The organism is Aquabacterium sp. NJ1, from assembly GCF_000768065.1.
Classification (GTDB): domain Bacteria; phylum Pseudomonadota; class Gammaproteobacteria; order Burkholderiales; family Burkholderiaceae_C; genus Aquabacterium.
Window position 1 is genome coordinate 3263449 of the sequence record NZ_JRKM01000001.1, and the last position, 12109, is coordinate 3275557.

13 protein-coding genes are annotated in these 12109 nt (G+C 64.2%); 10 read left to right on the forward strand and 3 right to left on the reverse strand.

Annotated features, from left to right (window positions below):
* Positions 1–128 precede the first annotated feature (128 nt).
* From JY96_RS14015 to JY96_RS14025, 3 genes are all read left to right on the forward strand, one after another.
* Positions 129–1313 carry a hypothetical protein gene (locus JY96_RS14015; RefSeq protein ID WP_161784332.1) on the forward strand — a complete coding sequence of 395 codons (1185 nt, stop codon included), beginning with the start codon at positions 129–131 and terminating at the stop codon, positions 1311–1313.
* Positions 1314–1401: 88 nt separating this feature from the next.
* Entirely contained in the window at positions 1402–2289 is an 888-nt protein-coding gene (locus tag JY96_RS14020; protein ID WP_035038333.1) for an ATP-binding protein, read from the forward strand.
* Positions 2282–2767 carry an NUDIX domain-containing protein gene (locus tag JY96_RS14025; RefSeq protein ID WP_035038336.1) on the forward strand — a complete coding sequence of 162 codons (486 nt, stop codon included), beginning with the start codon at positions 2282–2284 and terminating at the stop codon, positions 2765–2767. The genes JY96_RS14020 and JY96_RS14025 overlap by 8 nt, the downstream gene beginning before the upstream one ends.
* A gap of 26 nt (positions 2768–2793) precedes the next feature.
* Here JY96_RS14025 and JY96_RS14030 read toward each other — a convergent pair whose 3' ends face one another.
* The gene (locus tag JY96_RS14030; protein ID WP_035038338.1) at positions 2794–2976 is read right to left on the reverse strand and encodes a hypothetical protein; all 183 of its coding nucleotides are present in this window, start codon (positions 2974–2976) and stop codon (positions 2794–2796) included.
* 192 nt (positions 2977–3168) lie between these two features.
* On the opposite strand from JY96_RS14030, the gene JY96_RS14035 reads away from it, so the two are divergent.
* The gene (locus JY96_RS14035) at positions 3169–4050 is read left to right on the forward strand and encodes a crotonase/enoyl-CoA hydratase family protein (protein WP_035038341.1); all 882 of its coding nucleotides are present in this window, start codon (positions 3169–3171) and stop codon (positions 4048–4050) included.
* Between the two features lie 156 nt (positions 4051–4206).
* On the opposite strand, the gene JY96_RS14040 is transcribed toward JY96_RS14035, so the two are convergent.
* Entirely contained in the window at positions 4207–4542 is a 336-nt protein-coding gene (locus tag JY96_RS14040; protein ID WP_035038343.1) for an SWIB/MDM2 domain-containing protein, read from the reverse strand.
* A 331-nt stretch (positions 4543–4873) separates the two neighbouring features.
* Here JY96_RS14040 and JY96_RS14045 point away from each other — a divergent pair, with 331 nt between their 5' ends.
* From JY96_RS14045 to JY96_RS14070, 6 genes are all read left to right on the forward strand, one after another.
* Positions 4874–6136 (forward strand): NADH:flavin oxidoreductase/NADH oxidase family protein, encoded by a 1263-nt coding sequence (locus tag JY96_RS14045; protein WP_035038346.1) that lies wholly within the window; start codon positions 4874–4876, stop codon positions 6134–6136.
* Between the two features lie 155 nt (positions 6137–6291).
* On the forward strand, positions 6292–7587 hold the full coding sequence (locus tag JY96_RS14050) for a cytochrome-c peroxidase (RefSeq protein WP_052162524.1): 1296 nt from the start codon (positions 6292–6294) through the stop codon (positions 7585–7587).
* Between the two features lie 65 nt (positions 7588–7652).
* The gene (locus tag JY96_RS14055; protein WP_152606510.1) at positions 7653–9113 is read left to right on the forward strand and encodes a porin; all 1461 of its coding nucleotides are present in this window, start codon (positions 7653–7655) and stop codon (positions 9111–9113) included.
* Between the two features lie 2 nt (positions 9114–9115).
* The gene (locus JY96_RS14060; RefSeq protein ID WP_035038349.1) at positions 9116–9694 is read left to right on the forward strand and encodes an FMN-binding protein; all 579 of its coding nucleotides are present in this window, start codon (positions 9116–9118) and stop codon (positions 9692–9694) included.
* Between the two features lie 2 nt (positions 9695–9696).
* The gene (locus JY96_RS22365) at positions 9697–10485 is read left to right on the forward strand and encodes an FAD:protein FMN transferase (RefSeq protein WP_081961262.1); all 789 of its coding nucleotides are present in this window, start codon (positions 9697–9699) and stop codon (positions 10483–10485) included.
* On the forward strand, positions 10482–10922 hold the full coding sequence (locus JY96_RS14070) for a hypothetical protein (RefSeq protein ID WP_035038351.1): 441 nt from the start codon (positions 10482–10484) through the stop codon (positions 10920–10922). The genes JY96_RS22365 and JY96_RS14070 overlap by 4 nt, the downstream gene beginning before the upstream one ends.
* Here the strand turns inward: JY96_RS14070 and JY96_RS14075 are convergent, their stop codons facing one another.
* Positions 10923–11891, reverse strand: a complete 969-nt coding sequence (locus JY96_RS14075; RefSeq protein WP_035038353.1) for a TerC family protein — start codon at positions 11889–11891, stop codon at positions 10923–10925. It lies immediately after the preceding gene.
* Between the last annotated feature and the right edge of the window lie 218 nt (positions 11892–12109).

The window sequence follows — 12109 nt, forward strand, 5'->3', positions numbered from 1 at the left end:
GGGCTGCGCGGCAGGCCTTGGCGCCGGGCCTGCTGGCAGCCGCAGGCGCCTGGTGCGCGCCGGCGATGAGTCAGGCAGTGAGCCAGGCAGCAAGCCAGGTGACGGGGCCGACGGTGAATCAGGCGCTCGTGCCCACCGAGTCTCGGCATGAACACGAGCACGAACATGCGCGCGGCCACGGGCCTGACCACCGCCACGAACCTGGGCACGATCACGATGCCGGCAGCACGCCGCAGGCCCTGGCCGAGCGTCAGCGCCTGCTGGAAGAGGGCGAAAGCCGCTTGCGTGCCGGTGATGCCGAAGGGGCGCGTCAGGCCTTCGAGCAGGCGGCCTTGCAAGCCCATGAGGCCCACATCGAGCTGGGCATCTTGCGTGCGCAGATGCAGGCAGGCAACTACCGCCAGGCCCTGGCGTTTGCCGCGCACACCGCCGGGGTCCACCTCGATGAAGTGCAGGGCCGGGTGTTCTACGCCTGGCTGCTGAACCTGGGCGGGCAGGAGGCCATTGCCGCGCAAACGCTGGCACAGGCCGAGGCCACGGCGCCCGGGCACCCCATGGTCCAGGCGGTGCGCCGTGGTGTCCAGTCCGGCAGGTATGCGGCTGAGGGTGTGCTGCTGTCCACGCCTGCCAGGCTGGCACCGTTTGCCAGCGGGGCGGTGGTGGCACGGGGCGCGCGTGTGGTGTCGTCGGCGCTCTTGCTGGCCGACGGGCGCCATGCGCTGGCGCCGCAGTCCGTGTTGCCGGCTTCCGGCTCGATCTGGCTGCGTAATGGCCTGGGCCAGACCGTGGCCGCCGAGCCTGATCCACAAGATGCGACGCCAGGCCTGGGCCTGGTGTTGTTGAAGCTGGCCGAGCCGTTGCCCACGCCAGGTGCGATGGTGGTGCCGCTGCGTGATGCCTTTGCCGGCTCGCCGGCCTACGCGCTTGACTACACGCCCGATGCAGCTGGTGAGGCCGCCTGGCCCGTGATGCGCCTGGGTTTTCTGGGGGCGCCTATCGCTGTTGCTTCAGCTGGGCCTGCGGGCTCAGCGGGTTTGGTGGGCTCGGTGATGAGCCTGCGCCGCCTGGGCGTGGCCTTGCCAGGGCATGGGCCGCGTGGTGGCCCGGTGTATGACCAGGGTGGCCGCTTGGTTGGCTTGGCGCTGGGCGGCGAGGCTGCGGACAGCCTGATCCCGGCCGGTGCCTTGCGTGGCCGTTTTGGCGAACGCTTTGGCCAGCAGGACAGCACGCCGCGCCCCGTGCCGCTGGCGCCGGATGAGTTGTACGAGCAAGCCATGAAAACCAGCCTGCAGGTGCTGGTGGGTGCACCTTGAGCGCGCACCAGATGGACGGGCCAAGCTCGGAAGTGGGCCGCGCGCAAGTGGTCAGCGTGCATCGAGCACGAAGGCTAAACTAGGGCACATGGCTCAACCTGCTCTCGACTCTTTGCTGATCCGCGCCGAACGGCTCGTCGCGCAACTGGAATCTTTGCTGCCGCATCATCTGAGCGAACCCGATTGGGGCGCATCGGTGGCCTGGCGTTATCGCCGGCGCGGTGGTGCTTCGGCCTGGGGCGGCGCCGCGCTGGAGCCCGTGCGCCATGTGGCCGTCATCCGCTATGAAGACCTGCAGGAGGTCGACACGCAAAAGGGCCGCTTTGCCCGCAACCTGGCGCAGTTCGTGGCGGGCAAGCCAGCCAACAACGTGCTGCTGTCCGGTGCGCGCGGCACAGGCAAGTCCTCGCTGGTCAAAGCGGGCTTGCAGGCCCACGCGGCGCAAGGCCTGCGCCTGATCGAGGTCGACAAGGCCGACATGATCGACCTGCCTGACCTCATCGACCTGGTCAGCGGCCGGCCCGAGCGCTTCGTGATCTTCTGTGATGACCTCAGCTTCGATGAGGGCGAACCCGGCTACAAGGCGCTCAAGTCCATCCTGGACGGCACCGTGTCGGCCAGTGGTGACAACGTGATGGTCATCGCCACCTCCAACCGTCGCCACCTGCTGCCCGAATACCATTCGGACAACAAGACCTACAAGCACACCGCCGATGGCGAGCTGCACCCGGGTGAAGTGGTGGAAGAAAAGATCTCCTTGTCCGAGCGCTTCGGCTTGTGGATCAGCTTCTACCCCTTCACGCAGGAGGAGTATCTGGCCATCGTGGCGCAGTGGCTGGCGCACTTTGGCTTGCCTGACACGGCCATGGAAACCGCACGCCCCGAGGCCCTGGTCTGGGCCATCGAGCGGGGCTCACGTTCGGGACGTGTGGCCTATCAATTCGCGCGTGACTTTGCGGGCCGTGACCATGTCTGAGCGCAAGAGCTACCACGTGATGGACGCCACCGATCGCACGCCGGTGGAAGTGGCTGTGGGTGTGTTGATCGAGCGTGATGCGCAGGGCCGGGAAGGGCGCTTCCTGCTCACCTCGCGCCCCGAGGGCAAGGTGTACGCAGGCTACTGGGAGTTCCCGGGTGGCAAGCTCGAAGCCGGTGAAACGGTCGAGCAGGCCTTGCGCCGCGAGTTGCATGAAGAGATCGGCATCACCATTGGTGAAGCCCACCCCTGGCAGGTCGAGGTGATGGACTACCCCCACGCACGGGTGCGCCTGCACTTCTGCAAGGTCTACCAATGGCAGGGTGAGTTCGAGATGCGTGAAGGCCAGCACATGGCCTGGCAGAGCCTGCCTGTCGAGGCGGTGCCGGTGTTACCGGGCACCATCCCCGTGTTGCAGTGGCTGGCTGCGGAGCGAGGCCATCAAGGCCTGACCCATCAAGAGGCCCAGGCCGACTGAGTGCAGCCCGGGGCGCTGTCTCGCGCTTATTGCGAGGCCGCGCTGGCAGGTGCGGAGGCGGGTGCCGCATCGTGCGGGGTTTCATGTGCAGGCTCGGTGGTCTCGATGCCATGCTTCTCGCCGCCCATGTCCACATTGGCGCCTCCCTTCATCAGCAGGAACACCGCGAGTGCGGCGAAGATGATGAAACCCACGAGCAATTTCCACATGCTTGATCTCCAGTTCAATGGTTGAGCGGGCGCATTGTGTGCGCCTTCCCGCGGTCTCAGGACCAGGGGGATGACCCTGCCTGCCGCATGCGTGAATCTATAACAGATCGCATGCGTTATCCTGCGGCGCAGGCCGGTTGCGTGTATTGACCGTCCTCACACAGACCCCATTCAGACCGAGAAGAGACAAGCATGAGTGACTACAACACCTTGAACTACGCCGTCGGTGACGATGGCGTGCTGCTGCTGACCCTCAACCGCCCCGAGCAACTCAACTCGTTCACGGTCGAGATGGCCAATGAACTGGTGGACGCGTTCACCAAGGCCAGCGATGACGACCGTGTGCGTGCCATTGTGGTGACCGGTGCCGGCAAGGCCTTCTGCGCCGGCATGGACCTGAGCGTGCCGGGCAATGTGTTTGGCCTGGACGAGACCCAGCAACCCAGCATGCAGGACATGCGCGAGCGCCTGGACGACCCCGCCATCTTCAACGGTGTGCGCGACACCGGTGGTCGCGTGGTGCTGTCCATCTTCAATTGCAAGAAGCCGGTCATCGGCGCGATCAACGGCGCAGCGGTGGGCATCGGCGCCACCATGACCCTGCCCATGGACATCCGCATCGCATCCGAGAAAGCGCGCATCGGCTTTGTGTTCGGTCGCATCGGCATCGTGCCCGAGGCCTGCTCCAGCTGGTTCCTGCCGCGCATCGTGGGCATCTCGCAGGCCCTGGAGTGGACCTACATGGCCGACATCTTCGATGGCCACGAAGCGCAACGTGGTGGCCTGGTCAAGGCCGTGGTGCCGCCTGAGCAGCTGCTGGACGAGGCCATGAAGATCGCACGCCGCATTGCCACCGAGCGCTCGGCCGTGGGCATCGCCTTGACGCGCCAGATGATGTACCGCAACTCGGCCCAGCCGCACCCGCTGGCCGCGCACCAGGTGGACTCGCTGGCCATGTTCTACACCAGCATCGGTGATGGCAAGGAGGGCGTGCAGGCCTTCCTGGACAAGCGTCCGGCGCAGTTCACCAGCAAGACGTCCGAGATGCCGCCGTTCTACCCTTGGTGGGAATGAGTGACTGAGTGAATGCGGGCCTTTTGCGCACAAACGTAAAAGGCCCAAGTAAACGCAAGCACGAGCAAGCAGGCGCAAAAAAGCCCGGTCAGACCGGGCTTTGCTTCTGGTCAGCACCATCTGCCTCGTCAGGCTCGATGGTGCATCCCCACTGAATCAGGACAGTTGGTCGCTGATCAGCTTGGTCAGTTCGAACATCGTGACCTGGGGCTTCTTGAAGATGACCTTCAGCTTGTCATCTGCATTGATGTTGCGCTTGTTGGCGGCATCTTGCAGATTGTGCTTCTTGATGTACTCCCACACCTTCTTGGTGACTTCCGTGCGTGGCAGCGGCGCGGCGCCGATGACGGCGGCCAGTGCAGCGCTCGGGGTCAGAGGTTTCAGGAAAGCAGCATTGGGCGCGCGCTTGACGGCGGCCTTCTTGGCAGCAGGTGCTGCAGCTTTCTTGGCGGGAGCGGCCTTTTTGGCCGGGGCTTTCTTCGCAGTTGCCATGTGAATTCACTCCATCGAAGGTCAGATCTGATGCGGCTTTGGGCGCTTGCTCATTACGCAGGCGTTCCTCAAAAGCTGTGCGTTGCGATGGTAATGCCCTTTACCAGGGAAAAACAGCCCGCCCCCACCTTTGTGGCCCTCGAACATCAAGATTTTTTGCGTTGAAACAGGGCTTGTACCGTCTTGGGGCATGTTTGGGCCTGTTGGTGCACACCGCCAGGGCCTGATTGGGCGGTGTCGCCGTTCTTCCGAAACCTGTCGTGAATGTTCTCTGCAGGCTTGGCCCAATTGGTGTTCAATCTGGGCTTTCGCTGATTCTCCGGAGTAATTGATGACGCCTCAGGCTGTGCTGGCTCAACCGTTCACCCTGCCCAATGGGCAAGTGATCAAGAACCGTTTGTTCAAGTCTGCGATGAGCGAGGCCTTGAGCGACCGCACTTGTGTGGCCACGCCGGAACTGGCCCGCTTGTATGGCGCCTGGGCGGACGGCGGCATCGGCTTGTGCGTCACCGGCAACGTGATGATCGACAAGCGCGCCCTGGGTGAGCCCGGCAATGTGGTCATCGAAGACGACTCGCATCTGCCGGCACTCAAGGCCTGGGCACAAGCAGCCACACGCAACGGCACGCAATGCTGGGTGCAACTCAATCACCCGGGCAAGCAATCGCCCAAAGGCCTGAACAAGGAAACCGTGTCGCCCTCGGCCGTGCCCTTCAGGCCCGAGATGAAGATGATGTTCGCCACGCCACGTGAACTCACGGAAGCCGAGATCCACGGCCTGATCCAGCGTTTTGCCAATGCCGCCGCCATCGTCAAGAAGGCGGGCTTCACGGGTGTGCAGATCCACGGTGCGCACGGCTACCTGGTCAGCCAGTTCCTGTCACCACACCACAACCGCCGCAACGATGCATGGGGTGGCACACCCGAGAAGCGCCGCCGCTTTGTGCTGGAGGTCTACCGCGCCATGCGTGAACAGGTGGGGCCGGACTTCGCCATCGGCATCAAGCTGAACTCGGCGGATTTCCAGCGTGGTGGCTTCACTGAAGAAGAGTCGCTGGACACCATCCGCGCCCTGGCCGATGCCGGCATCGACCTGGTCGAGATCTCGGGTGGCACGTATGAAGCACCCGCCATGACCGGTGTGAAGGCCAGCAAGGAGCCCGTCAAGGAAAGCACGCGTCAGCGTGAAGCCTATTTCCTGGCCTTCGCTGAAAAGGCCCGCAAGGCCGTGAAGACGCCGCTGGTGGTCACGGGCGGCTTCCGTTCGGTGCGCGGCATGGCGGACGCCATCTCCTCGGGCGCGGTGGATTTTGTGGGCCTGGCGCGTGCGCTGGCCATCGAGCCCGATGTGCCCAAGCGCCTGTTGGCCGGGCAGGAGCCGCGCGAGCAGGTGCGCCCGCTCAAGACCGGCATCTCCTTCGTCGACAAGACCGGCTTGATGGAGGTGTCCTGGTACACCGGCCAGCTCAAGCGCATCGGCCGGGGTCAGGCGCCCAAGCCGCGTGAATCGGCCCTGTGGGTCTTCGTCAAGATCATGGCCCAGCAGGCGGGCCTGGGGCGCAAGAAGGCGCCCAAGCGGTTGCGCGCGACCTGAGCCTTGGCCGCGATCGAGCTCGCGGTACCCCGTTTGATTTGAGCGTCAACCGCCCCTGTTCGCGGGGGTAGTTGACTGGCTTGCTGCGCCAGATCAAGGCAGGCGAATCAATAAACATGATAATGCGAACCATTGTCATTTAGATTCGCTTGAGCATGACCCCCGCCTTGTACCCGCCCTCGCTGAGGGCAAGCTGGCGCCTGATCCTGGCGGCCGGCGCCAGCCTGATCCTGAGTGCCTGTGGTGGTGGCGGCGGTGGTGCGCCCTCGGGCAGTTCGTCGTCGACATCGCAGTCGGTGGGTTTGACGGCCACGGCGGCGCTGGGCGAGAAAATCTTCAAGGATCCCAGCCTGTCGCTCAACGGCAACCAGTCCTGCGCCAGTTGTCATGTGGCCGATCGCGGGCACGCCGGGCCGTTTTCGGCCGACCCTGCCCATGCCACTGAAACCGGGTCTGACGGGGTTTCGCTGGGCGGGCGTGTGGCGCCGTCCATCCGCTATCTTGTTTTCAACAACGTGCCTTTCGGTATTGACTCGGAGGGCACGGCCGCGGGTGGCTTCTTCTGGGATGGGCGTGCGGCGACGCTGGCCGAGCAGGGCAAAGGCCCCTTCCTGAACCCCAAGGAAATGGCCAATGCCGATGTGGCCACGGTCATTGCCAAGCTGGCTGCCGCGACGTACGCCAACGAGTTCAAGGCTTTGTACGGGCAGGCTGTCTTCAATGATCCTCAAGCCGCTTTCGAAAAGGTCGCACTGGCCTTGCAGGCCTATCAAAAAGAGTCACCCGAGTTCACGCCGTTCAGCAGCAAGTACGACGCTTTCCTGCGTGGACAGGCCAGCCTGAGCGCCAGCGAATTGCGGGGGCTGGCCCTATTCAACACAAGAGACAGCGAAACGGACCCGAGCAAGAACAAGGGCAATTGCGTAGCCTGCCACCCCAGTGCCATTGGCAAGGACGGCAGCTTCCCCTTGTTCACCGATTTCTCCTACGACGCGCTGGGCGTGCCCCGGAACTGGAAGGTGGCCACCAACCCTGCTCAGTTCGATCTGGGGTTGTGCGACAACGGCACGGACACCATCAATGCCTTGAACGCATCAACCAAAGCCGCGTTGTGCGGCAAGTTCAAGGTGCCTTCGCTGCGCAATGTCGGCTTGCGCAAGGCCTTCTTTCACAACGGGCGCTTCACATCCTTGACCGATGTGGTGACCTTCTACGTGCAGCGCGATATCAACCCGGATCAGTTCTACCTGGATGCCCACAACCAGCCTGACGTCAAGTTCAATGACTTGCCCCCGGCCTACCGCGGCAACGTCAATACCACGGAGGGGCCCTATAACCGCGGCCCTGGTGACAACCCGGCACTCAGCCCTGCAGAGATCGCCGACGTGGTCAGTTTCCTGTGCACGCTGACAGACGGCTGGGCCGGCTCGGACCTGGCCTGCCAGCGTTGATGGCGCTCACCGCGCCACGACTTGCGCTTCCATTCAAACCCATCGAGCTAAACGGAACTTTTGTCATGAACCAAGTGCATCGTCTTACCTTGCTGGCCGGCGCCTGCCTGAGCCTGTGTTCGGCTGCAGGCGCTGAGACCGCCGCCAGGCCATCCCACAAGGCCGCTATCAAGACGGCGGCAGCCGTGGCCGTGGCGCAGCCCTCTGCGCGCGAAGCCGAGTTGATGCAGCGCCTGGACAAGCTCGCTGCTGAAGTCGAGCAGCTGAAGTCGCAACTGGCCGAGGTCAAGCAACAGCAGGTTCAGCAAGCGGCTGCACCGCAGCCCGCAGCGCTTGCAGCGGCGCCGCTTGCCGCCACACCTGCAGCACCTGCTGCCGCGACCAACGGTGCGGTCAATGGCGCGATCAATGGCGCGATCAATGGTGTGGACAGCGTGGCGGGTGCGCCCACCGCCGAGCCTGCCACCGTGCTGACCGGTTATGGCGAGATCAACTACAACCGCTACAAGGACGCCTCGCGCAACCAGGCCGATGTGCGCCGTGCGGTGCTGGGCGTGCAGCATCGACTGGATGCCAAGACCAAAATCGTGACCGAACTGGAAGTCGAGCACGCGGTGAGTTCGGCCGACGACAAGGGTGAGGTGGAGATCGAACAGGCTTATGCCGAGCGCCAGCTCAATGACCGTTGGGCCTTGCGTGCAGGCCTGTTCCTGATGCCCTCGGGCTTGCTCAACGAGAACCACGAGCCCACGGCGTATTACGGTGTCGAGCGCAACTTTGTGGAAACCGCCATCATCCCCAGCACCTGGCGTGAAGGCGGCCTGCAACTGGTGGGCAACTTCGACAACGGCCTGACGCTGCAAGCCGGCTTGAGCACGAGCTTTGATGTGTCCAAGTGGCAAACAACCGGTGACGAGGCGCCTGAAACCGCCGAGTCCCCCCTGGGTTCGGTGCACCAGGAACTGTCGCAAGCCCATGCCAAGGATCCGGCCGTGTTCGTGGCCCTGAACTGGCGCGGTGTGCCTGGCCTGCAGCTGGGCGGTTCCTGGTTCTCGGGCAACGGTGGCCAGGGCCAGGCCGCGGCCGTGGGCAACAGCCTGCGCGTGACGCTTTGGGATCTGCATGCCCGCTACACCCTGGGCGCACTGGATCTGTCGTCCGTGTATGCACGCGGCACGATCTCGGGCACGGCGGCTTTCAACACGATCAACATCGGCAGCGGCCCGGACTGGTTCCCCATCCCCAAGAGCTTCGATGGCGCCTATGTGCAGGCGGCCTACAAGCTCTGGTCATGGGATGACCTGATCCTGTCACCCTTCGTGCGTGCCGAGCGCTTCAACACACGCAAGTCCTATGCTGACATCGGCCAGGGCCTGACGGCAGATGCCGCACCCACCGAGCGCGTCTACACCCTGGGTGCCAACCTGAACGTGGGCCAGGGCCTGGTCTTCAAGGCCGACATCCAGCGCTTCCAGCAGAACAAGGACAATAACCGTTTCGACCTGGGCCTGGGCTGGAGCTTCTGAACATGCGCTTCAAACTGATCGATGGGGCAAGTGCCTTGCCTGGTGTGGCTTTGGCGGCGGCTGCCTTGCCGGTGACGGCCTACGCCGTGGACTACATGACGCCCCAGCAGGCGCAGCAGGCCTTGTTCCCGCAAGCTGATCGGTTCGAGCTGCGCGAGGTCAAGTTGTCTGCCACGCAGATGCAGGACATGGCCACACGCCTGGGGGTGCCCGCACGCTCGGCCCAATGGAAGCTGCTGGAGGCCACGCAGGCCGGCAAGCGCCTGGGCTGGGCGGTGGTCGACAACGTGGTGGGCAAGTTCGAACTGATCACGTATGCGGTGGGCATCTCGGCTGACGGCGGCATCAAGCAGGTGGAGATCCTGTCCTACCGTGAAAGCCATGGTGGTGAAGTGCGCCTGCCGGCCTGGCGCCAGCAGTTTGTGGGCAAGACCGTGCAGTCGCCCATCAAGGTGGGCAACGACATCGCCAACATCAGCGGGGCCACCTTGTCGTGTACGCACCTGACCGAAGGCATCAAGCGCATCGCCGCGGTGATCGACCTGGCCCGAAGCAGTGGCCAGCTTGGAGCCGGTGCGTGAGCATGTTTGCCGTGCCCCCGCTTGACGGGCACGGCTGGTTGAGGCGCGCCCGGCCCATGCTGGGCACCTTGGTGGACATCGGCGTGCCGGCGGGCGCGGAGCAAGCCCTGCACGAGGCCTTCAGCGCCATCTGGCAGGTGCAGCAAACCATGTCGGTGTTCGAGCCGGGCAGTGACCTGTCACGCAGCCATGCGGCTGGCGTGGGCGAGCCGGTGCGCCTGCACCCCTGGACGGCCCAGGTGCTGCAACTGGCCCAGACCTTGTCTGCTCAGACCGACGGCCTGTTCGATGTGGCCCTGGGCTCTGGCGCCTGGCAGTTGCAGGAAGATGGCGAACACACCGACCTGCTGCGCCTGAGCCCGGCCACCCGCCTTGACTTGGGCGGCCTGGCCAAAGGCTGGGCCGTGGACCGCGCGGTGGAGGCTGCGCTTGATCAGGGCGCCGAGGCCGTGTGGGTCAATGCCGGTGGCGACCTGCGCGTGCAAGGCCTGACGTTGCCCGTCGTCTTGCGTGACGAGTTGACGGGCGGCGTGCGCCCCTGGGCCGAGCTGGCAGACGGCGCCATGGCCACCAGCGATTTCAGGGCCGGGGCGCGTTCGGCATTGAGCGGCACGGTGCAGGCTGGCCACCTCAGCGTGGTGGCGCCCCAATGCGCCTGGGCCGATGCGCTGACCAAGGTGCTGGCGCAACAGGCGCCACAACTGCATGGGGCACAAGGCCTGGCGCACGATTTGCTGCAACACTATCAGGCTCAAGTCTGGGTTCACGACACGTCCACAAGCTCGCCATGAAGCAACGCAACCGTCTCTCCCGCGCACAACGCCGCATGCTGTATGCCAGCACGGCGGCCCTGGTGTTGACCGGCTTGATGTGGCTGAGCGTGCACCAGCTGGCCTGGCCCGTGATGTCGCGTGCCAGCATGGAAGGCCTGCCCAGCCCTTGGGAGCCCTGGCTGATGAAGCTGCATGGTGCGGCCATGATGGTGATGCTGTTCATGGTCGGGCGCATCTCGTCCACCCATGTGATGCGGGGCCTGCGCCTGCACTGGCGCGTGCGTGATGGCATCGGCCTGCTGGTGGGGGGCGCCTTGCTGGCCTTGACCGGCTACAGCCTCTACTACCTGATCCCCGATGACTGGCGTGATGCGAATGGCTGGGTGCACGCCGCCATCGGCACCCTGTGGGCGGCGACGCTGCTGTGGCACCGCCGCCGCCCGCCGGGCCGTTGATCAACCCGCTGTCTTGCTGGGGCCGATGGCCGGTGCGGTCTTCACGCTCCAGATCATGGTGATGGCCAGGATGCCCATCACCACACCCAGCGAGGCCAGCACGGGGATCTTCACGATGTCGATCAGCATCATCTTGCTGCCGATGAACACCAGGATCACGGCCAGGCCATAACTCAGCAGGTGGAATTTGGCTGCCATCGCCGCCAGCAGGAAGTACATCGCACGCAGGCCCAGGATGGCAAAGATGTTGGACGTCAGCACGATGAACGGGTCGGCCGTGATGGCGTAGATCGCGGGGATCGAGTCCACCGCAAAGATCACGTCCGTGAAGCCGACCAGGGCCACGACCAGCAGCAGCGGGGTAGCAATGCGCACGCCGTTCTGCCTTGTCCACAAGCGTTCACCGTCAAAGTGCTTGCTCACGGGCAGGATGCGGCGCAGCAGCTTGAGCGCCGGGTTGTCTTCCAGGTTGGGCTCCTTGTCTGCAGCCCACCACATCTTGATGCCGGTGAGCAGCAGGAAGGCGCCAAACACATACAGCACCCAGTGGAACTGCGCGATCAGCCAGCCACCGACCAGGATCATCGCCGTGCGCAGCACGATGGCCCCGATGATGCCCATCATCAGCACGCGCTTCTGGTAGGCCGGCGGCACCGAGAAGTAGGTGAAGATCATCAGGAAGACAAAGATGTTGTCGACCGCCAGGGACTTTTCGATCAGGTAGCCGGTGAGGAACTCAAGTGCCTTGGTTTGGGCGATGACGTTGCCTTGCTCTTGCGCAAAGGCCCACCACAACAGGCCATTGAAGGCCAGGCTGAGCGCCACCCAGATGGCCGACCAGCGTATGGCCTCCGGCACGCTCACTTCATGGGCGCCTTGTTTGCGCAGGACGACAAAGTCCACGAACAAGGCGGCGAGTACGAACAAGACGAAAACGATCCAGAGCCAGAGTGGCGCCAGGGTTTGCATGGTGGTTCTCCAAAAGGAACATTCATGGCGAAGCCGACATGGCTTCGCACCTCAAGCGCCGAAAAATCTTGCTGGACAGACGGGCGTCTGCTGTGAACCCCGGAAGAGCCTGCATTGCACAGGCCTTCGTGTTGACGGGGTGACACCGCAACCCTGACGGGCTGCGCGCTACTCCTCTTTCGGACAGACGGATTCTAGCCGGGGTGGGCTTTGCCCCC

Bases quoted from the DNA above. Each gene is read 5' to 3' on its own strand.
- JY96_RS14020 (WP_035038333.1), top strand. From the start codon at position 1,402: ATGGCTCAACCTGCTCTCGACTCTTTGCTGATCCGCGCCGAACGGCTC.
- JY96_RS14025 (WP_035038336.1), top strand. From the start codon at position 2,282: ATGTCTGAGCGCAAGAGCTACCACGTGATGGACGCCACCGATCGCACG.
- JY96_RS14030 (WP_035038338.1), bottom strand. From the start codon at position 2,976: ATGTGGAAATTGCTCGTGGGTTTCATCATCTTCGCCGCACTCGCGGTG.
- JY96_RS14035 (WP_035038341.1), top strand. From the start codon at position 3,169: ATGAGTGACTACAACACCTTGAACTACGCCGTCGGTGACGATGGCGTG.
- JY96_RS14040 (WP_035038343.1), bottom strand. From the start codon at position 4,542: ATGGCAACTGCGAAGAAAGCCCCGGCCAAAAAGGCCGCTCCCGCCAAG.
- JY96_RS14045 (WP_035038346.1), top strand. From the start codon at position 4,874: ATGACGCCTCAGGCTGTGCTGGCTCAACCGTTCACCCTGCCCAATGGG.
- JY96_RS14050 (WP_052162524.1), top strand. From the start codon at position 6,292: ATGACCCCCGCCTTGTACCCGCCCTCGCTGAGGGCAAGCTGGCGCCTG.
- JY96_RS14055 (WP_152606510.1), top strand. From the start codon at position 7,653: ATGAACCAAGTGCATCGTCTTACCTTGCTGGCCGGCGCCTGCCTGAGC.
- JY96_RS14060 (WP_035038349.1), top strand. From the start codon at position 9,116: ATGCGCTTCAAACTGATCGATGGGGCAAGTGCCTTGCCTGGTGTGGCT.
- JY96_RS22365 (WP_081961262.1), top strand. From the start codon at position 9,697: ATGTTTGCCGTGCCCCCGCTTGACGGGCACGGCTGGTTGAGGCGCGCC.
- JY96_RS14070 (WP_035038351.1), top strand. From the start codon at position 10,482: ATGAAGCAACGCAACCGTCTCTCCCGCGCACAACGCCGCATGCTGTAT.
- JY96_RS14075 (WP_035038353.1), bottom strand. From the start codon at position 11,891: ATGCAAACCCTGGCGCCACTCTGGCTCTGGATCGTTTTCGTCTTGTTC.